Origin of the sequence: Agromyces humatus, from assembly GCF_021228295.1 — a bacterium.
In the GTDB taxonomy this organism is placed as follows: Bacteria; Actinomycetota; Actinomycetes; order Actinomycetales; family Microbacteriaceae; genus Agromyces; species Agromyces humatus.
Genome location: NZ_JAJQPD010000013.1, coordinates 16,599 through 34,679, shown reverse-complemented (window position 1 = coordinate 34,679; position 18,081 = coordinate 16,599). Strand labels below are relative to the sequence as shown.

At 69.7% G+C, this 18,081-nt stretch carries 19 protein-coding genes and 1 tRNA gene; 12 read left to right on the top strand and 8 right to left on the bottom strand.

All coding sequences use genetic code 11. The features are described from left to right. Positions 1–6: 6 nt before the first annotated feature. On the top strand, positions 7–1,488 hold the full coding sequence (locus tag LSF15_RS17635) for an NAD(P)/FAD-dependent oxidoreductase (protein WP_232499872.1): 1,482 nt from the start codon (positions 7–9) through the stop codon (positions 1,486–1,488). A gap of 34 nt (positions 1,489–1,522) precedes the next feature. Then, a tRNA-Leu gene (locus LSF15_RS17630) sits at positions 1,523–1,596 on the top strand. Positions 1,597–1,613: 17 nt separating this feature from the next. Here the strand turns inward: LSF15_RS17630 and LSF15_RS17625 are convergent. Next, complete coding sequence (locus LSF15_RS17625; protein WP_232499871.1) at positions 1,614–2,540, bottom strand: Ppx/GppA phosphatase family protein; 927 nt, start codon at positions 2,538–2,540, stop codon at positions 1,614–1,616. Positions 2,541–2,626: 86 nt separating this feature from the next. Between LSF15_RS17625 and LSF15_RS17620 the strand changes: the two genes are divergently transcribed. From LSF15_RS17620 to LSF15_RS17605, 4 genes are read left to right on the top strand one after another with little or no spacing between them, the layout of a single operon-like run. Further along, on the top strand, positions 2,627–3,223 hold the full coding sequence (locus tag LSF15_RS17620; RefSeq protein ID WP_232499870.1) for a TetR/AcrR family transcriptional regulator: 597 nt from the start codon (positions 2,627–2,629) through the stop codon (positions 3,221–3,223). Further along, entirely contained in the window at positions 3,220–4,494 is a 1,275-nt protein-coding gene (locus tag LSF15_RS17615; protein ID WP_232499869.1) for an MFS transporter, read from the top strand. Before LSF15_RS17620 ends, LSF15_RS17615 begins: the two co-directional genes overlap by 4 nt. Beyond that, positions 4,494–5,741: an alanine racemase gene (locus LSF15_RS17610; RefSeq protein ID WP_232499868.1), complete on the top strand. Its 1,248-nt coding sequence runs from the start codon at positions 4,494–4,496 to the stop codon at positions 5,739–5,741. The genes LSF15_RS17615 and LSF15_RS17610 overlap by 1 nt, the downstream gene beginning before the upstream one ends. After that, positions 5,738–7,108, top strand: coding sequence for a D-arabinono-1,4-lactone oxidase (locus tag LSF15_RS17605; RefSeq protein WP_232499867.1), 1,371 nt, complete (start codon positions 5,738–5,740; stop codon positions 7,106–7,108). The genes LSF15_RS17610 and LSF15_RS17605 overlap by 4 nt, the downstream gene beginning before the upstream one ends. A 116-nt stretch (positions 7,109–7,224) precedes the next feature. On the opposite strand, the gene LSF15_RS17600 is transcribed toward LSF15_RS17605, so the two are convergent. Genes LSF15_RS17600 through LSF15_RS19125 form a run of 3 tightly spaced genes read right to left on the bottom strand, consistent with a single transcriptional unit; the run spans position 7,225 to position 9,447 of the window. Beyond that, positions 7,225–7,959: an ABC transporter permease gene (locus LSF15_RS17600; protein ID WP_232499866.1), complete on the bottom strand. Its 735-nt coding sequence runs from the start codon at positions 7,957–7,959 to the stop codon at positions 7,225–7,227. After that, positions 7,956–8,780 (bottom strand): ABC transporter ATP-binding protein, encoded by an 825-nt coding sequence (locus LSF15_RS17595; protein WP_232499865.1) that lies wholly within the window; start codon positions 8,778–8,780, stop codon positions 7,956–7,958. The genes LSF15_RS17600 and LSF15_RS17595 overlap by 4 nt, the downstream gene beginning before the upstream one ends. Continuing rightward, positions 8,770–9,447 carry a TetR/AcrR family transcriptional regulator gene (locus LSF15_RS19125; RefSeq protein ID WP_232499864.1) on the bottom strand — a complete coding sequence of 226 codons (678 nt, stop codon included), beginning with the start codon at positions 9,445–9,447 and terminating at the stop codon, positions 8,770–8,772. Before LSF15_RS19125 ends, LSF15_RS17595 begins: the two co-directional genes overlap by 11 nt. Positions 9,448–9,593: 146 nt before the next feature. On the opposite strand from LSF15_RS19125, the gene LSF15_RS17585 reads away from it, so the two are divergent. Both LSF15_RS17585 and LSF15_RS17580 read left to right on the top strand, forming a co-directional pair. Next, positions 9,594–10,160 carry a LemA family protein gene (locus LSF15_RS17585; RefSeq protein ID WP_232499863.1) on the top strand — a complete coding sequence of 189 codons (567 nt, stop codon included), beginning with the start codon at positions 9,594–9,596 and terminating at the stop codon, positions 10,158–10,160. A 9-nt stretch (positions 10,161–10,169) separates the two neighbouring features. Continuing rightward, positions 10,170–11,042: a M48 family metalloprotease gene (locus LSF15_RS17580; RefSeq protein ID WP_232499862.1), complete on the top strand. Its 873-nt coding sequence runs from the start codon at positions 10,170–10,172 to the stop codon at positions 11,040–11,042. Here LSF15_RS17580 and LSF15_RS17575 read toward each other — a convergent pair. Beyond that, entirely contained in the window at positions 11,039–12,244 is a 1,206-nt protein-coding gene (locus LSF15_RS17575) for a winged helix-turn-helix domain-containing protein (RefSeq protein WP_232499861.1), read from the bottom strand. The two genes, LSF15_RS17580 and LSF15_RS17575, sit on opposite strands and share 4 nt — an antisense overlap. 153 nt (positions 12,245–12,397) lie before the next feature. Between LSF15_RS17575 and LSF15_RS17570 the strand changes: the two genes are divergently transcribed. Both LSF15_RS17570 and ilvA read left to right on the top strand, forming a co-directional pair. After that, on the top strand, positions 12,398–13,552 hold the full coding sequence (locus tag LSF15_RS17570; protein ID WP_232499860.1) for an AI-2E family transporter: 1,155 nt from the start codon (positions 12,398–12,400) through the stop codon (positions 13,550–13,552). Then, positions 13,549–14,796 carry a threonine ammonia-lyase gene (gene ilvA, locus LSF15_RS17565; protein ID WP_232499859.1) on the top strand — a complete coding sequence of 416 codons (1,248 nt, stop codon included), beginning with the start codon at positions 13,549–13,551 and terminating at the stop codon, positions 14,794–14,796. Before LSF15_RS17570 ends, ilvA begins: the two co-directional genes overlap by 4 nt. 78 nt (positions 14,797–14,874) lie before the next feature. Here ilvA and greA read toward each other — a convergent pair whose 3' ends face one another. Together greA and LSF15_RS17555 are read right to left on the bottom strand one after the other, a co-directional pair. Then, complete coding sequence (gene greA / locus LSF15_RS17560; protein ID WP_232499858.1) at positions 14,875–15,366, bottom strand: transcription elongation factor GreA; 492 nt, start codon at positions 15,364–15,366, stop codon at positions 14,875–14,877. A 121-nt stretch (positions 15,367–15,487) separates the two neighbouring features. Further along, the gene (locus tag LSF15_RS17555) at positions 15,488–15,898 is read right to left on the bottom strand and encodes a DUF4307 domain-containing protein (protein ID WP_232499857.1); all 411 of its coding nucleotides are present in this window, start codon (positions 15,896–15,898) and stop codon (positions 15,488–15,490) included. 87 nt (positions 15,899–15,985) lie between these two features. Between LSF15_RS17555 and LSF15_RS17550 the strand changes: the two genes are divergently transcribed. Beyond that, on the top strand, positions 15,986–16,321 hold the full coding sequence (locus tag LSF15_RS17550) for a hypothetical protein (RefSeq protein WP_232499856.1): 336 nt from the start codon (positions 15,986–15,988) through the stop codon (positions 16,319–16,321). Between the two features lie 66 nt (positions 16,322–16,387). On the opposite strand, the gene trhA is transcribed toward LSF15_RS17550, so the two are convergent. Then, positions 16,388–17,191, bottom strand: coding sequence for a PAQR family membrane homeostasis protein TrhA (trhA, locus tag LSF15_RS17545; RefSeq protein WP_308188492.1), 804 nt, complete (start codon positions 17,189–17,191; stop codon positions 16,388–16,390). Between the two features lie 75 nt (positions 17,192–17,266). Between trhA and LSF15_RS17540 the strand changes: the two genes are divergently transcribed. Next, positions 17,267–18,052, top strand: a complete 786-nt coding sequence (locus LSF15_RS17540) for an isoprenyl transferase (RefSeq protein WP_232499855.1) — start codon at positions 17,267–17,269, stop codon at positions 18,050–18,052. Positions 18,053–18,081 lie beyond the last annotated feature (29 nt).

Sequence of the window (18,081 nt, the reverse complement as noted above, 5' to 3'; positions counted from 1 at the left end):
TTCACCGTGCCCAAGATTCTCATTGTCGGTGGCGGCTATGCCGGGTTCTACACCGCGTGGAAGCTCGAGAAGTGGCTCCGACCCGGCGAGGCCGAGGTCACGGTCGTCGACCCGCTCCCGTATATGACCTATCAGCCGTTCCTTCCCGAGGTGGCTGCAGGGTCGATCGAGCCGCGGCACTCCGTCGTCTCGCAGCGTCGTCACCTCAAGAAGACCAGCGTCATCACCGCCAAGGTCACCCGCATCGACCATGCGGCGAAGACCGCGACGATCACTCCCGAGATCGGTGAGCCGTGGGACTTCGACTACGACGTGGTCGTCGTCACCGGCGGAGCCGTCTCGCGCACGTTCCCGATCCCTGGCATCGCCGACAACGCCATCGGCCTGAAGTCGATCGAAGAGGCCGTCGCCATCCGCGACCGCGTGCTCACCAACTTCGACAAGGCGGCGAACCTGCCGGCCGGTCCCGAGCGCGATCGACTGCTCACGTTCGTCGTCGTCGGCGGCGGCTTCGCCGGCATCGAGGTGTTCGCCGAGCTGCGCTCGTTCGCGAGCTCGCTGCTCGAGTTCTACCCGCAGCTGACCTTCGACGACACGCACTTCCACCTCATCGAGGCCATGGGCCGCATCATGCCCGAGGTCTCGCTGCCGACGAGCCACTGGGTCATCAAGCACCTCGCCCAGCGCGGCGCCGAGATCCACCTCGACACGCAGCTGACGAGCGCGGTCGACGGCAACATCGAGCTGTCGACCGGCGAGCGCTTCGAGACCGACCTCATCGTGTGGACCGCGGGTGTCATGGCCAACCCGGCCATCGTGCGCTCGAGCGACCTTCCCGTCGAAGAGCGCGGCCGCATCCTGACCCGTGCCGACCTGCGCGTCGGCGACGAAGACGACTGGGTGTCCGATGCCTGGGCGGCGGGCGACATCGCCGCGGTGCCCGACCTCACGGGCGGCGGCGTCGGCGGCTACTGCGTGCCGAACGCGCAGCACGCCGTGCGTCAGGGCAAGCTGCTCGCGAAGAACATCGTGGCTGTGCTGCGCGGCGAAGAGCCCAAGGAGTACATCCACAAGAACCTCGGCGCGGTCGCCGGTCTCGGCATCGGCTCGGGCGTGTTCCAGTCGGGCAACATCGCGCTCAAGGGCCTCATCGCCTGGTTCGCCCACCGCGGCTACCACGGCCTCGCCATGCCCAGCTGGGAGCGCAAGTTCCGCGTGTTCTGGGGCTGGTGGAACAACTTCTGGCTCGGCCGCGACATCGTCTCGCTCACCGCGGTGCAGCAGCCGCGGGCGCAGTTCGAGGCGTTCGCCGCCCGACCGAAGCTCGCGGCCGAGGCCGCACCGCAGCCGAAGGCCGCCCCCGCGGCATCCGCGCCTCAGAACGCCGCGCCCAAGGCCAAGGCGGCGCTCGAGCCGCACGCCGGCGGGGCGAAGGAGTCGAAGTCCGCTGCGAAGGCTGCCAGCGCGCAACCCGTCGCCGCGAAGTAGTGTGGGTCGCGGCGCCGCCATCGTGCGGCGCCGCGCTCCCGTAGCCCAATCGGCAGAGGCAGGCGACTTAAACTCGCCTCAGTCTGGGTTCGAATCCCAGCGGGAGCACCGTGCTGCCCGACTCATCACTCCATGACGTCGAGCCGACGCAGGATGAGTCCTTCGCGCAGCGCCCAGGGCGACACCTCGAGTTCGCGCACGTCGAATGCCCGCATGGCCTCGGAGAGCACGACCGCGCCCGCCACGATCTGGAACGTGCGGTCGGCGGTGATGCCGGGCAGGGCGGGTCGTGAGTCGGCCGGGATCTTCGCGAGGCGCGGGGTCCAGTCGTCGAGGCCCCTTCGGGTGAGCACGTAGCGTTCGCTCGACCCGACGCCCTCGGCGACGTGACCCGCGAGCCGTGCGAGCGAACGGATGGTCTTCGAGGAACCGACCACGTGGTCTGGCGAGGGCAGCTGGCGGAAGGCGTTGACTTCGCCGGAAAGCAGCTCACGCGCGTGCGCGCGCAGGCGCGCCACCTGGTCTTCGGAGGGCGGATCGTCGGGAAGAAACTCCACGGTCGAGCGACCGGCGCCGAGCGGCACCGAGCGGGCGACGTCGGGCACCTCGTCGATACCCTGGGTGAGTTCGAGCGAGCCGCCCCCGATGTCGAAGAGCAGGATGTTGTCGGCCGACCAGCCGTACCAGCGCCGCACGGCGAGGAAGGTCAGGTTCGCCTCGTCTTCGCCGGGGAGCACCTGCAGTTCGACGCTGGTCTCGCGTGCGACGCGGTCGAGCACCTCTTCGCCGTTGGCGGCCTCGCGGATGGCCGAGGTCGCGAAGGGGAGGAACTCATCGAGACCCGACTCGCGGGCGATCGCCGCCGCGTGGCCGACCGCGGAGATGATCGCCGCGACGCCCTCGTCGCTGATCGCGCCATCGGCCTCGAGATAGCGCATGAGTCGCAGCACCGACTTGTGCGATGACATCGGGATCGGCCGTGCGCCGCGATGGGCGTCGACCACGAGGAGGTGCACGGTGTTGGAACCGACGTCGAGAACCCCGAGGCGCATACTGCGAGCGTAGCCGTTTTCGTGCATACTGAACCGACTGGGACAACTGTCCCACTTCGGTCGGCACCGGCGTCGAGAGGAGCACCGTGACCCGAATCCCCGCGGCCGAGCGGCGTGCGGCGCTGATCGACGCGGCGCTGCGAGTCGTCTCGCGGCACGGTCTCGCCCAGGCCACGACCCGGGCGATCGTCGCCGAGGCGGGCATGTCGCTCGCGAGCTTCCACTACGCTTTCGCGTCGCGCGACGAACTCGTCGACGAACTCATCACGACCGTGGTCGGCCGCGAGCAGCAGGCGGTGCTGCCCGACCTGATCCCCGGGCAGACGCTCCACGAGATCGTCGAGGCCGGACTGCTGCGGTACTTCGAGCACCTGCGCTCCGATCCCGAGCACGAGCAGGCCATGCTCGAGCTCACGCAGTACGCGCTGCGGTCGCCCGAGCGTCATCCGCTCGCCGCGGCCCAGTACGCGAAGTACATCGAGCTCGCCGCCCGTTCGCTCGAGCTCGGCGCCGAGATCGCGGGCGCGAGCTGGACCGTCCCCGTCGAGCGTGTCGCGCGCGTGCTCGTCGCGTTCACCGACGGGCTCACCCTCACGTGGCTCGTCGATCGCGATGACGATGCCGCCCGAGCGGTCGCCGCCGCGGCCGCCGACGCCCTCACGAGAATGGCCGACACCCGATGACGCGTGCAGACCTGCCCCTGACGGATGCCGCGACGAGCGCGCTCGCCGAACCCACGCGTCGCGTCGGCAGCGGCTGGATCGCCTCGTTCGCGACGGTGTGGCTCGGCATCTGGATGGCCCAGCTCACGCCCGTGCAGCTGTTGCTGCCCGCGCAGATCGACGCGCAACTCCACCCCGAGAACTGGGTCGACAGCGTCGTCGCCTTCGGCATGATCTCGGGCATCGCCGCGATCGCGACCATCATCGCCTACCCGCTCACCGGTGCGCTCTCCGACCGCACGACGTCGCGGTTCGGAAGGCGCCGCCCGTGGATCGCGATCGGCGCGGTGGTCTTCGGGCTGTCGCTCGTCACGCTCGGCGCCCAGACCGAGATCTGGGCCATCGGGGCGACCTGGGTCGCGGCATCCGTCGGGTTCTGCATCATGACGGCGGCGCTCACGGCGACGATCTCCGACCAGGTGCCCGTGAACCAGCGCGGGTTCGTCTCGGGATGGATGTCGGCGCCGCAGGCCGTCGGCATCATCGTGGGGCTCGTACTCGTGACCGAGCTCGTCAGCGACGCCTCGCTCGGCTACGTGCTGCTCGCGTTGATCCTCATCGGGCTCGCCATCCCGTTCCTGATGCGGGCCGACCAACCGCTCGCGCCGGCCGAGCGCGAGCGCGTCACGGCCAAGAGCATCATCGCCGGGTTCTGGATCAGCCCCCGCAAGCACCCCGACTTCGGCTGGACGCTGCTCAGCCGCGTGCTCGTCTCGGTCGGCAACGCGCTCGGCACGAGCCTGCTGCTGTACTTCCTGATGTTCCAGCTCGACGACGAGAACGCCGAAGCCGACCTCATCGTGCTGACGCTCATCTACATGGTGTTCGTGATCCTCGCCTCGTTGCTGCTCGGCAGGCTCTCCGACCGCCTCGGTCGTCGCAAGATGTTCGTCTTCGTCGCATCCGCGCTGCAGGGACTCGCCGCACTGCTGCTCGGGCTCTTCCCCGACCTCACCGTCGCCATGGTCGGCGCCGGGCTCCTCGGCCTCGGCTACGGCTGCTTCCTCTCGGTCGACCAGGCGCTCGCGACACAGGTGCTGCCCGACGCGGCCTCGCGCGGCAAGGACCTCGGCATCATGAACATCGCCTCGGCCGTGCCGCAGGCCGTCGCGCCGATGATCGGCGCCGCGGCGGTCGTGGTCTCGGGATCGTTCATGCTCGTCTTCCTGCTCGGCGCCGCCTTCTCGTTCGCCGGTGCCTTCGCCGTCGCCCGGGTCAGGGGCGTTCGCTGATGGCACTCGATCTGCGCAAGCGCGGCATTCCGGCAGCGGATGCCGCGACCTGGACGTCGCCCGAGCAGTACTGGCCGGCCCTCACCGAGGCGACTCGGCACCTCGACGCGCCCGTCGGCGCGCTCCACCTCGGCGCGCTGCGGCACAACGCACTCGACATGGCGCGCCGGGCGAACGGCATGCCCATCCGCGTGGCCTCGAAGTCGGTGCGCGTGCGCGAGGTCGTCGAGGCGCTGCTGCGGCTGCCCGGATATCGCGGAGTGCTCGCCTACACGCTGGCCGAGGCGCTGTGGCTCGCCGACACGGTCGACGACATCGTCGTCGGGTATCCCACGGCCGAGCGGGGGAGCATCCGTCGGTTCGCGGCCGATGCCGAACTCGCGCGCCGCATCACGCTCATGATCGATTCGCCGTCGCAACTCGACCTCATCGACAGCGTGCTGCCACCCGGCCGTCGCGAGCACATCCGCGTCTGCATCGAGCTCGACGCGTCGTGGGACGCGCCGCTGCTCGGTCACCTCGGCGTGCGTCGGTCACCAGTGCACGACCCCGCCGATGCGGGCGCGCTCGCGGCCTACGTGGTCGCGCGACCCGGGTTCGAGCTCGTCGGCCTGATGTCGTACGAAGCGCAGATCGCCGGGGTCGTGAACCGGCCCGAGGGGCGCCCGGTCGACGGCGCGGTGAACCGGTGGATGCAGTCCCGGTCGATGCCCGAGCTCGTCGAGCGTCGCGCGCGCGCGGTCGCGGCGGTGCGGGAGCACGCCGAACTCGAGTTCGTCAACGGCGGCGGCACGGGCTCGCTCGAGCGCACCTCGGCCGACCCCTCGATCACCGAGATCGCAGCGGGATCGGGCATCTTCGGGGGGCACCTGTTCGACGGGTACGAGCAGTTCACGCCCGCCCCCGCGGCGGCGTTCGCGCTCGACGTCGTCAGGCGTCCGGGCCCGGTGCACGCGACGATCCTCGGCGGCGGATGGATCGCCTCGGGCCCGCCCGCGGCCGACCGGCTGCCCCGCATCGTGTGGCCCGAGGGGCTGCGCATGGAGCCTCGCGAGATGGCCGGCGAGGTGCAGACTCCGGTCTCGGGCAGCGCGGCGCGGCGGCTCGCGCCCGGCGATCGCGTCTGGTTCCGGCACACGAAGTCGGGCGAGCTCGCCGAGCACCTGAACGAGTTCGCCGTCGTCGACGGCGACGAGGTCGTCGAGATCGTCCCGACGTATCGAGGAGAGGGGAAGGCGTTCCTGTGACCGCGACCGGAGCGATGTGGCGCAACTGGGCTCGGACCGAGGCGGTACGGCCCGTGCGGGTCGAGCGCCCGGCCACGGCTGAGGCCGTGCAGCGGGCCGTGCAGGCCGCCGCGGCATCCGGCCTTCGCATCAAGCCCGTGGGTTCGGGGCACAGCTTCACGGGCATCGCGATCGCTCCCGGCGTTCAGCTCGACCTCACCGAGCTCTCGGGTGTGATCGATGCGGATGTCGCGACCGGTCGGGTGACGCTCGCCGCCGGCACGAGGCTGCACCAACTGCCCGCGCTGCTCGCCCCCTACGGCCTCGCCCTGCCGAACATGGGCGACATCGACCGCCAGACGATCGCGGGCGCGACCTCGACCGGCACACACGGCACCGGGCTCGGCTTCGGCGGTCTCGCGACGCAGATCGTCGCCGTGAAGCTCGTCACCGGCGCCGGGGAGTTGCTCACGGTCAGCGAGACCGAGCGGCCCGAGCTGCTGCCGGCCGTACGGCTCGGCCTCGGTGCGCTCGGCGTGCTCGTCGAGGTGACCCTGCAGCTCGTCCCGCGGTTCGTGCTGCACGCCGTCGAGAAGCCCGAGCCGCTCGACGCCGTGCTCGACGGTTGGCCGCGCCGCGCGCGCGCCGTCGACCACTTCGAGTTCTACTGGTTCCCGCACACCGCCACGGCGCTCACCAAGACCAACACCCGGCTGCCGGCAGACGCGACGCGCACACCGCTCAGCCGGGTGTCGCGATGGCTCGACGACGAGGTGCTCGCCAACGGCGTCTACCGGGCGGTCTGCGCGACGGGCCGCTTCGCCCCCGGCCTCACGCCGCCGCTCGCCCGACTGGTCGACACGGTCACGAAGCACACGGGCGACCGCGACTTCGCCGACTTCGCGCCTGCCGTGTTCACGACGCACCGTGCCGTGCGGTTCCGCGAGATGGAGTACGCGATCCCGCTCGAAGCCGTGCCCGCTGCGTTCCGCGAGGTGCGCGCGCTCATCGAGCGGTCGGGGTGGCGGGTGAGCTTCCCGATCGAGGTTCGTGCTGCGGCATCCGACGACAACTGGCTCTCGACGGCGTACGGCCGCGACTGCGGGTACATCGCCGTGCACCGCTACTTCCGCGAAGACCACCGCGAGTACTTCGCGGGCGTCGAGGCGATCATGCGCGGGTACGGCGGCCGCCCGCACTGGGGCAAGCTGCACACGCAGAGCGCCGACACGCTGCGCGAGGTGTACCCCCGCTTCGACGACTTCCTGCGCGTTCGCGACGAACTCGACCCCGAGGGCCGATTCACGAACGCCTACCTCGAGAACGTGCTCGGCGGAGTGGACGCCGGGCAACGGCCCGGCGCGGTGTCGGGCGCGGTCGGCGCCTGAGCATTCCGGGGGTGCTTTTCCGCCACATTTGCCGGTGAATCGCGTCCGACATGGCGCGAAAGCACCCCCGGAACGGTCGGTGTGAGTCCTACGGTGTGAGTCCTACGGCGTGAGTCCTACGGCGTGCGACGACGCAGCGTGATCGAGCCGACCACGATCGATCCCACGATCCAGGCCGCGATGACGAGGATCTTCGACAGGATCCACTCGGCGTCCTCCGAGCCGTCGGCCACGGCCGTGAGCGCGTCGATCGCGAACGTGAGCGGCAGCCACGCGCTGATCGCCTCGAGCCCCTCGGGCAGCTGGTCGGTGGGCAGGAAGATGCCGCCGAGCAGGATCTGCGGGAACACGAGCACCGGCATGAACTGCACCACCTGGAATTCGGTTCGCGCGAAGGCACTCGCGAGCAGCCCGAGTGCGGTCCCGAGGAGCGCGTCGGACACGGCGACCGCGAACAGCAGCCAGGTCGAGCCCTCGATCTCGAGGCCGCACACCCACACGGCGAACGACACCGCGATCGCGGTCTGGAAGACGGCGAGGAGCCCGAATGCCAGTGCATAGCCGAGGATGAAGTCGCCCTTGCCGAGCGGCATCGAGAACAGCCGTTCGAGGGTGCCGCTGCGACGCTCGCGCAGCGTCGAGATGCTCGTGACGAGGAACATGACGATGAACGGGAACAGGGCGATCATCGCCGGGCCGATCGTCGCGAAGACGTCGGTGTCGGTGAAGATCCAGGCGACGAGGCCGATGAGCAGGCTCGGCACCACGAGCAGCAGTCCCACGGTGCGCGGATCGTGCCGGATCTGGGTGAGCACGCGACCCGCCGTCGAGAACGTGCGCACGAGGGTCATCGCGTCGCCTCGCTTCCGGAGTCGAGGTCGGTGGAATCCACGGCCTGCGCGACCCGCGCGGATTCGTCGAGCGGGCGCAGGTCGGGGGCGCCGCGTTCGATGAGCCGCAGGAAGGCCGTCTCGACGTCGTCGGTGCCGGTGATCTCGAGCACGCCGCGCACGCTGTCGTCGGCGAGCAGTTCGCCATCGCGCATGAGCAGCAGCCGGTCGCACCGCTTGGCCTCATCCATCACGTGACTCGAGACGAGCAGCGTCGCCCCGTCGTCTGCGAGGGTGCGGAAGAGACCCCAGAGCTCGACGCGCAGCACCGGGTCGAGACCGACCGTCGGCTCGTCGAGCACGAGCACCTCGGGCGTGCCGAGCAGAGCGGCGGCGAGTGAGACGCGGCCGCGCTGGCCGCCCGAGAGCGAGCCGGCGAGCCGGTTCGCGACGGATCCGAGGTCGGTGCGGTCGATGACGCGATCGATGTCGGATGCCCCGGCGCCGAGCACGCGGCGGAAGTAGCCGAGGTTCTGGCGCACGGTGAGGTCGTCGTAGACGCTCGCCTGCTGGGTCACGTAGGCCACCCTGCGACGCAGCTCGCGTGAGCCGGCCGGAAGGCCGAGTACCTCGATGCGCCCCGACTGCACGACCTGCACGCCGACGATCGAGCGCATGAGCGTCGTCTTGCCGCTGCCGCTCGGGCCGAGCAGGCCCACGATGCGGCCCTTCGGCACGGCGAGGTTCAGGCCCTCGAGCACGGGGATCTTCGCGCGGCGCACGTGGAGGTCTTCGACGATGATCGCGGCGCCGCCGCTCGCGGCATCCGAGCTATTCATCATGTGCTGAATTCTTCGCCTGCGCCACCCCTCTGTCAAGACCGTTCCGGCTGCCCGGCGGCAGGCCGGTGAGATGCCACTGCACCGCCGGCCCGACGCGGGCGACGAGCTCGTCGATCGGGAGGGACGCGACCGGGTCGAACTCGAGCACGTAGCGCACCATGATCACGCCCACGAGCTGCGATGCGGCGAGCTCGGCCCGCAGCTCGGCGTCATCGTCGTCGCCCAGACGCGAGGCGATGCGATGCATGATCTCGCGGCGAAGGAACTCTCGCAGCATGCGCGCGACCGGTCCCTGGCCGATCGCCGAGCGCAGGGCCGCGACCGCGGCGGGCCGCACCGTCGCCGAGTCCCACGCGGTCAGCACCGCCCGCACGAGCCGCTCGCCGAGCTCGTCGAGCGGGCCGTCGAGCGCCGCACCCACCAGCCGATCGGGACGGAGCGGCACCTCGACGACCTCGGCCACCAGGCTCTGCTTGTCGTCGAAGTAGTGGTGCACGAGTGCCGGATCGACACCGGCCCGGCGGGCGATCGCGCGCATCGATGCCGCTTCGTAGCCGCGTTCGCCGAACTCGTCGGTCGCAGCCGCGAGGATGCGCGCCCGAGTGTCGCCGGGCTTCGCGCCGCGGGGCCGGCCGGGGCGCCTCGGGTGGTGGAGCCGCTCGGTCACAGGCTGAGCCTACGCCCGGAGCCGGTCGCGGGGTTCCTTTGAGTCTCATGGGAACGACGGTCGCCGCCGGACCCCCTCGGTAGGATGAGGCACAAGCCCAGATCAGACGCTCAAGTCAGACGCTCACCGCGCTAGGAGTCCGTGCCATGGAATGGCTCATCCCCGTCATCATCGTCGTCGCACTCGTGCTGATCATCGGCATCTACCTCTGGGCAACCTACAACTCGCTGGTCACGCTCAACGTGCGCGTCGACGAGGCGTGGAGCGACATCACGGTGCAGCTCAAGCGTCGTGCCGACCTGATCCCGAACCTCATCGAGGCGGTCAAGGGCTACGCCGCACACGAGAAGGCCGTCTTCGAGAACGTCACGAAGGCGCGAGCCGAGACGCTTTCGGCGCAGGGTCCCGCTGAGGCGGGCGCGGCCGAGAACCACATGCAGCAGGCGCTGAAGTCGATCTTCGCCGTCGCCGAGGCATACCCGCAGCTGCAGGCGAGCCAGAACTTCCTGCAACTTCAGGCCGAGCTCGTCGACACCGAAGACAAGATCCAGGCGTCGCGCCGGTTCTACAACGGCGGCGTGCGCGAACTCAACACCAAGATCAAGGTGTTCCCGAACACGCTGTTCGTGCGCGGCCTCGGCTTCCACGAGCGCGACTTCTTCGAGGTCACTGAGCCGGCAGCCATCGCCGAGCCGCCGCGCGTTCAGTTCTAAGGGCCGGCGTTGTACCGCGCGATCGCCAAGAACAAACGCAACACCGTCTTCATCATCTTGTTCTTCCTCGCCATCATCGGCGGGTTGGGCTGGTTGGCGGCCACTATCTACAACGACCTCACGATCGTCATCGTGACGCTCGTCATCGCCACGGCGTACGCCCTGTTCCAGTACTTCACCGCTGACAAGCAGGCGCTGTCGATGTCGGGCGCGGTCGAGGTGCGCTCGAAGTCCGACCATCCGCGCCTGTGGCGCACGGTCGAGAACCTCTCGATCACGACCGGCACGAAGATGCCGCGCGTGTTCGTGATCTCCGACCCCGCCCCGAACGCCTTCGCCACCGGCCGCGACCCCGAGCACGCCGTCGTCGCAGCGACCACCGGCCTGCTCGATATCATGGACGACGCCGAGCTCGAGGGAGTCATGGCGCATGAGCTCGGGCACGTGCGCAACTACGACATCCGGCTGTCGATGATCGTGTTCGGGCTCGTCGTCGCGGTGGGCTTCATCTCCGACATGCTCGTGCGCATGGCCTTCTTCGGCCGCAACAACAACGGCAACCCGGTCGTCTTGATCTTCGGCCTCGTCGCGATGCTCATCGCCCCGCTCGTCGCGAGCCTCGTGCAGCTCGCGGTGTCGCGCCAGCGCGAGTACCTCGCCGACGCCACGGGCGCCATGACGACGCGTCATCCTGACGCGCTCGCGCGCGCCCTCGCGAAGCTCGAGGCCTACGGGCGACCGATGAAGCGGCAGAACTCCTCGATGGCGCACCTGTGGATCGCCGATCCGCTGCGGCCCGGCATCGTCGACCGCCTCTTCGCCACCCACCCGCCGATCGGCGAGCGCATCAAACGACTCGAGCAGATGGGCGGCAGCTTCTAGGCTGCCAGCTCGGCCGCGAGTGCGGGGGAGAGGTCGCCCCGCCCCATGACCGCGATGTCGTCGAGACCCTGCCATTGCGCAGCCCGACGCAGCACCGGAGCCAACCGGGCCGCGGTCTCACGTGGCGCGTCTGGTTCGGTCCATGCCGACTGCACCCGCAGCACGCCCGCCTTGCGGTCGCTCTTGAGGTCGACCCGCCCGACCATTCGGTCGTCGATGAGCACCGGCAGCGAGTAGTAGCCGAACCTGCGCTCGGCTTCGGGCGTGTAGATCTCGATGCGGTAGTGGAAGTCGAACAGTCGCTCGGCCCGCGGACGGAACCACACGACCGGGTCGAACGGGCTCAACACGGCGGCGGCCTCGATGCGCCGCGGCCGTCGTGCGTCGCGATGGATCCAGGCGGGGGTCGCCTTGCTGCCCGTCGTCCACCCCGGCACCTCGACGGGCAGGAGCACGCCCGCGTCGACGAGCTCGGCGATGGCCTGCTTGACGCGTGCACGCTTCAGCCGCCAGTAGTCGGCGAGGTCGGCTTCGGTCGCGATGCCCTGCGCGGATGCCGCGAGTGCGACGAGCGCGCGCACCGCATCGCCCTCGGCCGGAGGTTCAGCGAGCAGCTCGGCCGACAGGCCCTGCTCTGGGAGGGCATAGACGCGCTCGAACCGACGGCGCTCGATGCACACCACGTCGCCCGTGCGGAACATCCACTCGAGAGTGCGCTTGACGTCGGACCAGCCCCACCACGGGCCCTGCCGAACGTTGGCGTCGTGCTCGATCTCGCTCGCGCGCATCGGACCATTGGCGGCGAGCTCGGAACGGAGCCACGCGGCGAGGTCGCGGTTCTCGGCGACCCACCCGCCCCAGTCGCTGCCCATGCGCGCGAACTCGCGTCGGCGGAACTCGAAGAGCGGCCACAGCTCGCGCGGGATGAATGCGGCCTCATGCGCCCAGTACTCGACGGTTCGCCCGCGACGCCCGCTCGTGAGGCGATCGAGCAGAGCCCGGTCGTAGTGGCCGACGCGGCTGAACGCCGGCAGGTAGTGGCTGCGCTCGAACACGTTGACCGAGTCGATCTGCAGCAGCCCGAGGCGGTCGACGACCCCGTTGAGGGCGCGCGTGCCGGCGGCCTCGGGCAGCGGGCGGGCGAAGCCCTGGGCGGCGAGCGCGATGCGGCGGGCAAGGGCGGGAGAGACGACGTCGACCATGGTGGGATCGACGTTAGCGCGACCCGCCGACATACCGTCGGCCGCATACGCCGCGCCTAGACTGGACGAATGGCGGACTCGACGCACGGGGATCGACGACGGGCCGGGCGCATCGCCCGACGTCGAGCGCGCCGGGGGGCGCACGAGGAATCCGTGCCTGCCGAAGCGCCGCCCGACGTGGCCGAGGGGATTCCGTACGGCGTGCGTCTCGCAGCCGCCTGGTCGTGGCGGCTCCTGCTCGTCGGCGGCGTCGTCGCCGTGGTCATCTTCCTCATCATCCAGCTGCGACTCATCGTCATCCCGATCCTGGTCGCGGTGCTCATCGGCGCGCTCCTGGTGCCGTTCTCGACGTTCCTGCAGCGCCATGGCTGGCCGAAGTGGCTCGGCGTCACCGTCGCGATGCTCTCGGCACTCGCCGTCGTCGGCGGCCTGCTCACGCTCGGCATCACGCAGATCGTGCGCGGCGCCGACGAGCTCGCCGCGCAGTCGCTCGTGGCGTGGGACCAGTTCCGCGAATGGCTCCTCGAGGGCCCCCTGCACATCACCGAACAGCAACTCAACGACTTCGTCGAGCAGATCATCACGTCGGTGCAGCAAGACAGCGGCATCCTCGTCAGCGGTGCGCTCTCGTTCGGCACGTCGCTCGGCCACTTCCTCGCGGGCATGCTGCTCGCACTCTTCGCGACCCTGTTCATCCTCATCGACGGCCGTGGCATCTGGAGCTGGATCGTCGGCATCTTCCCGCGCCGTGCGCGTGCTGCGGTCGACGGCGCCGGGTCCGCCGGTTGGGCGACCCTGCAGAACTTCGTGAAGGTGCAGATCCTGGTCGCGACGATCGATGCGATCGGCATCGGCCTCGGCGCGTTCTTCCTCGGCGTGCCACTCGCGATCCCCATCGCGATCCTCGTCTTCCTCGGCTCGTTCATCCCGATCGTCGGTGCGGTGGTCACCGGCGCGCTCGCCGTGTTCGTCGCGCTCGTCTACAACGGGCCGGTCATCGCGCTCGTGATGCTCGGCATCGTGCTGCTCGTGCAGCAGGTCGAGGGCCACGTGCTGCAGCCGCTCATCATGGGCACGGCGGTGAAGGTGCATCCGCTGGGCGTCGTCGTCGCGGTCGCGACCGGGTCGCTGCTCGCGGGCATCCCGGGCGCCCTGTTCGCGGTGCCCGTCGCGGCCGTGCTCAACGTGATGATCGTCTTCGTGTCGAGAGGCTCGTGGAAGGGTGATCCGGGGCCGCCGGCGATCGAGGTGCGCTCCCCCCTGTGGAGCACGGTGCCGCAGAGACCCGGATTCCAACGAGGAGAATGAACGACGTGAGCACCACCATCGCCGGGCCGAGCCTCGCCGAGTTCGTCGAGGCTCGCGCGGTCGTCGGCCGGGTCGTCCGCGAGACGCCCATGGAGTCGTCGCGCTTTCTCGGCCGCACCGTCGGCGTGCCCGTGTACCTCAAGTGCGAGAACCTGCAGCGCACCGGTTCCTACAAGCTGCGCGGCGCCTACAACCGACTCTCGGCACTGAGCGACGACGAGCGCGCCCGCGGCGTCGTCGCCGCTTCGGCGGGCAACCACGCCCAGGGTGTCGCGTACGCGGCGCGTGAGCTCGGCATCGCGGCGACGATCTTCATGCCCGTCGGCGTCGCGCTGCCCAAGCTCGCGGCCACCCGTTCCTACGGCGCCGACGTCGTCCTGCACGGCGACTCGGTCGGCGAGACGCTGAAGGCGGCGGCAGCGTTCGCCGACCAGACCGGTGCCGTCATCATCCCGCCGTTCGACCACCACGACATCGTCGCGGGCCAGGGCACGCTCGGCCTCGAGATCCTCGAGCAGGCGCCCGACGCGACGACCATCGTCGTCCCCATCGGTGGCGGCGGACTCGCGGCCGGCATCGCGAGCGCGGTCAAGCAGCGGGCCGCCGAGCTCGGGCGCACCATCCGGGTCGTCGGGGTTCAGGCCGAGAACGCCGCGCCCTATGTCGCCTCGATCGCCGCCGGAGCACCGGTGCAGGTGCCCGTCGTGCCGACGATCGCCGACGGCATCGCCGTATACAGGCCGGGCGAGCTCAACTTCGCCATCATCCGCGATGCCGTCGACGAGGTCATCACGGTGAGCGAAGACGACATCGCCCGCGCGCTGCTCGTGCTGCTCGAGCGGGCGAAGCTCGTCGTCGAGCCGGCCGGTGCCGTCGCCGTGGCGGCGCTCATGACCGGTGCGGTGCAGTGCGACGGCCCGGTCGTCGCCGTGCTCTCGGGCGGCAACATCGATCCGCTGCTCATGCAGCGGGTCATCGCTCACGGACTCGCCGCCTCCGACCGCTACCTGTCGCTCAGCATCGGCCTGCCCGACAAGCCGGGTCAGCTCGCGCGCATCGCCGAATTGCTTGCCGAGGCGAACGCGAACGTCATCGAGGTGCTGCACACCCGCCACGGCTCGAAGCTGCAGATCTCCGAGGTCGAGCTCAAGCTCTCGGTCGAGATCCGTGGCGCCGAGCACCGCGACGAGGTCATCCAGGTGCTGCGGCGGGCCGGGTACGACCCCGTCATCCACGAGGAATGAACGAAGAGCGGATGCCCCGGGGCATCCGCTCTTCGTCGTCGGTTCTGCGAACCGCGCTGCGCGTGTTCGGCAGGGGGCCTACTGGCCGCCCCAGGTCTCGACACCGGTGACCTCGACGGCGATCTCGCGGCCGTTGGGCGCGGTGTAGCTGGTCTTGTCGCCGACCTTCAGGCCGATGATGGCGGCACCGAGCGGGCTCTGCTCGCTCCAGACGTCGAGTTCGGAATCGCCGGCGATCTCGCGGCTGCCGATGAGGAAGGTCTCTTCGTCGCCGGCGATGACGGCCGTGATGACGGTGCCCGACTCGACGACGCCCGTCGACTGGGGGGCGTCGCCCACCTCGGCGGTGCGCAGCAGCTCTTTCAGCTGACGGATGCGGGCCTCCTGCTTTCCCTGCTCGTCTTTGGCGGCGTGGTACCCGCCGTTCTCCTTGAGGTCGCCCTCTTCACGCGCGGCCTCGATTCGCTTCGCGATCTCTTCGCGGCCGTGGGTGGAGAGGTGCTCGAGTTCCGCCGCGAGGCGGTCGTGGGCCTCCTGGGTGAGCCAGGTGACGGTGGCGTCCTGCGCCATGATGCACACTCCCGTGAATGGATATCCACCGCTCGTGGATATGCCGGTACACATCTTCACTCTCGTGGAGACGCATGTATATACGTGTCGCCCCGGCGTATGCCGGAGCGAATCTCCAATATTAGGTGAGCCAGCAGCGGTAAATCAAGCCGGTGTTCGCTTCCTGAGCGACTCGCACGGTCTCGGTGAGGCTGCGGATGTGCTGCGTCGATGCCGGCACGTCGATGACCTTCCAGCCCACCACCGTGAAGTCCTCGTTGAGCGCCTGCACGACGCAGGCGGTGTCGTTGCCCGGCGGCACCGAGAGGTTCCAGCTCACCTCGACGGCGCGCTCGTCGTTGATGAGGCGATGCCCGGTGTCGGTGACCTCGACCTGCGGCTTCTGGCCGTCGAGGCCTGCCCAGACGACCCACGCGAGGAGCACGATCGCGGCGAAGGCCGCGCCGGCGATGAGCAGCACGCGGTCGCGCCTGCGGTTGGCGCGTGTGCGACCGTAGCGGGCGGCCAGCACGTCGCTCTCGGGCACGGTCACCGCAGCCTCCTTCGGGTCGCATCGTCTAGGCTTGAATCAAGCCTAACCGCCCGAGAAGGCCCGAATCCCGCCCTGAAGAGGAGTCCGATGCTCGTCGTGCCCGCTGTGCTCGCCATCGACGTGCTCGCCGCCGACGAGGAGTTCGACCCGAACACCGTCACCCCCGGAATCTGGGGCTTCGTGCTCACGTTCCTGGTGATGGTCGCGGTGGTGCTGCTCATCCTCGACATGACACGGCGCATGCGCCGGGTCAACATGCGCGCGCAGGTGCGGGCCCAGCTCGCCGCCGAGGCTGAGGCGGCCGCGCGCGACGCCGAGCTCGCCGAGGCCGATGGCCAGGCGATCGATGCGGGTGACGAGCCGCCGCACGACGGCGACGAGCCGCCGCGCGAAGAAGGCGGCCGCCCCGATTCTGCCGGTTGAGCCCGTCGAGCCGGCGCCGGGATTCGCGACGCTCCCTTCGCTCGCTCCTCAACCCGCACGGGCACCTCAGCCCACGTGGTACGCGGGTGCCATGGCGATGATGAGCGTCGCGGTCCAGTGGCAGATGAACGCCAGCACGGTGCACACGTGGAAGATCTCGTGGAAACCGAAGTGCCCGGGCCAGGGGTTGGGCTTCTTGAGGCCGTACACGATCGCGCCCGCCGTGTAGAGCAGGCCGCCGACGATGACGAGCACCATCATCGCGACGCTCGCCGCGAGCAGGTCGCCGATGTACATGACCGCAGCCCAGCCGAGCAGCAGGTAGATGGGTACGTAGAGCCAGCGCGGCGCGTTGATCCAGAACACGCGGAAGCCGATGCCGATGAGCGCGCCGCCCCACACGATCGCGAGGAGCAGCCACCCCTTGTCGGGCGGCAGCGCGAGGATCGCGAGTGGCGTGTAGGTTCCCGCGATGAGCAGGAAGATGTTGGCGTGGTCGATGCGCTTCAGCACGACCTTGGCCCTGGGTCTCCAGTTGAACCGGTGGTACAGCGCCGAGTTGCCGAACAGCAGCATCGAGGTGAGCGTGAACACCGCGCTGGCCCACTTCGCCCATGGGCCGTCGGCGAGCACGATGAGCACGACGCCCGCCGCGATCGTCACCGGGAAGGTGCCCGCGTGGATCCACCCGCGCCAGGTGGGCTTGATCTCTTCGGTGTGGGTCAGCGAGTCGTCGAGCAGTGGGATGTTCGGCAGATCGGGGCCGTGTTCCGCCCGCGTGACCGCGAGTTCAGCGGGGTCGGCGGGTGCGACGGGCTGCGACAGCTCCACGCCGAGGTCGACGGACTGACGGCGGCGCTCACGGTTCATTCTCACAGCGTAGAGCTTTGCCGATCACGGTCCGCTGTGAGTCCCGCGGGAGGCGGTTGGGGGTAGCGTAGTGCCGTGCAGAAGAGCGATCAGCCCCTCGGTCGCGGCATCCTCTACCGCCTCTATCAGAACCGACTCCGTCGCGGCCTCGACCCCGAGTCGCTGCCGGGTCACGTCGCGATGATCATCGACGGCAATCGTCGCTGGGCGAAGCAGCTCGGCTACGACACCGCGGCGCACGGCCACCGCGCAGGAGCCGCCAAGATGCGCGAGTTCCTCGAGTGGTGCGACGACCTGGGCGTCAAGGTCGTGACGCTCTACCTGCTGTCGAGCGACAATCTCGGCAATCGACCGACCGACGAGCTCGCCGACCTCATCGAGATCATCGCCGAACTCGCCGAAGAGCTCTCGCACTACCGCGACTGGCGCGTGCAGCACGTCGGCTCCGACGCGGGCCTGCCCGAACCACTGGTCGCCGCACTCGACGCTGCCGAGCACCGCACGGTCGGCAAGCGCGGCCTGCACGTGAACCTCGCCGTCGGCTACGGCGGGCGCAAAGAGATCACCGATGCCATGCGCTCGATCGTTGCGGCCCACCACGCCGAGGGTCGCAGCCTCGAAGACCTCGCCGAGCGGCTCACGCCCGACCTCATCGGCGAACACCTCTACACCGGGGGCCAGCCCGACCCCGACCTCGTCATCCGCACGTCCGGCGAGCAACGGCTCAGCGACTTCATGCTGTGGCAGGCAGCGCACAGTGAGTTCTACTTCGTCGAGGCGCTGGGGCCCGACCTGCGCCAGGTCGACTTCCTGCGGGCGTTGCGCGACTACGCGACGCGTCATCGTCGATACGGCGGGTAAGAGGCTCGACGTTCTGCCAAGATGTTCGA

Bases quoted from the DNA above. Each gene is read 5' to 3' on its own strand.
- LSF15_RS17625 (WP_232499871.1), bottom strand. From the start codon at position 2,540: ATGCGCCTCGGGGTTCTCGACGTCGGTTCCAACACCGTGCACCTCCTC.
- LSF15_RS17615 (WP_232499869.1), top strand. From the start codon at position 3,220: ATGACGCGTGCAGACCTGCCCCTGACGGATGCCGCGACGAGCGCGCTC.
- LSF15_RS17610 (WP_232499868.1), top strand. From the start codon at position 4,494: ATGGCACTCGATCTGCGCAAGCGCGGCATTCCGGCAGCGGATGCCGCG.
- LSF15_RS17600 (WP_232499866.1), bottom strand. From the start codon at position 7,959: ATGACCCTCGTGCGCACGTTCTCGACGGCGGGTCGCGTGCTCACCCAG.
- LSF15_RS17595 (WP_232499865.1), bottom strand. From the start codon at position 8,780: ATGATGAATAGCTCGGATGCCGCGAGCGGCGGCGCCGCGATCATCGTC.
- LSF15_RS17585 (WP_232499863.1), top strand. From the start codon at position 9,594: ATGGAATGGCTCATCCCCGTCATCATCGTCGTCGCACTCGTGCTGATC.
- LSF15_RS17575 (WP_232499861.1), bottom strand. From the start codon at position 12,244: ATGGTCGACGTCGTCTCTCCCGCCCTTGCCCGCCGCATCGCGCTCGCC.
- ilvA (WP_232499859.1), top strand. From the start codon at position 13,549: ATGAACGACGTGAGCACCACCATCGCCGGGCCGAGCCTCGCCGAGTTC.
- greA (WP_232499858.1), bottom strand. From the start codon at position 15,366: ATGGCGCAGGACGCCACCGTCACCTGGCTCACCCAGGAGGCCCACGAC.
- LSF15_RS17550 (WP_232499856.1), top strand. From the start codon at position 15,986: ATGCTCGTCGTGCCCGCTGTGCTCGCCATCGACGTGCTCGCCGCCGAC.
- trhA (WP_308188492.1), bottom strand. From the start codon at position 17,191: ATGAACCGTGAGCGCCGCCGTCAGTCCGTCGACCTCGGCGTGGAGCTG.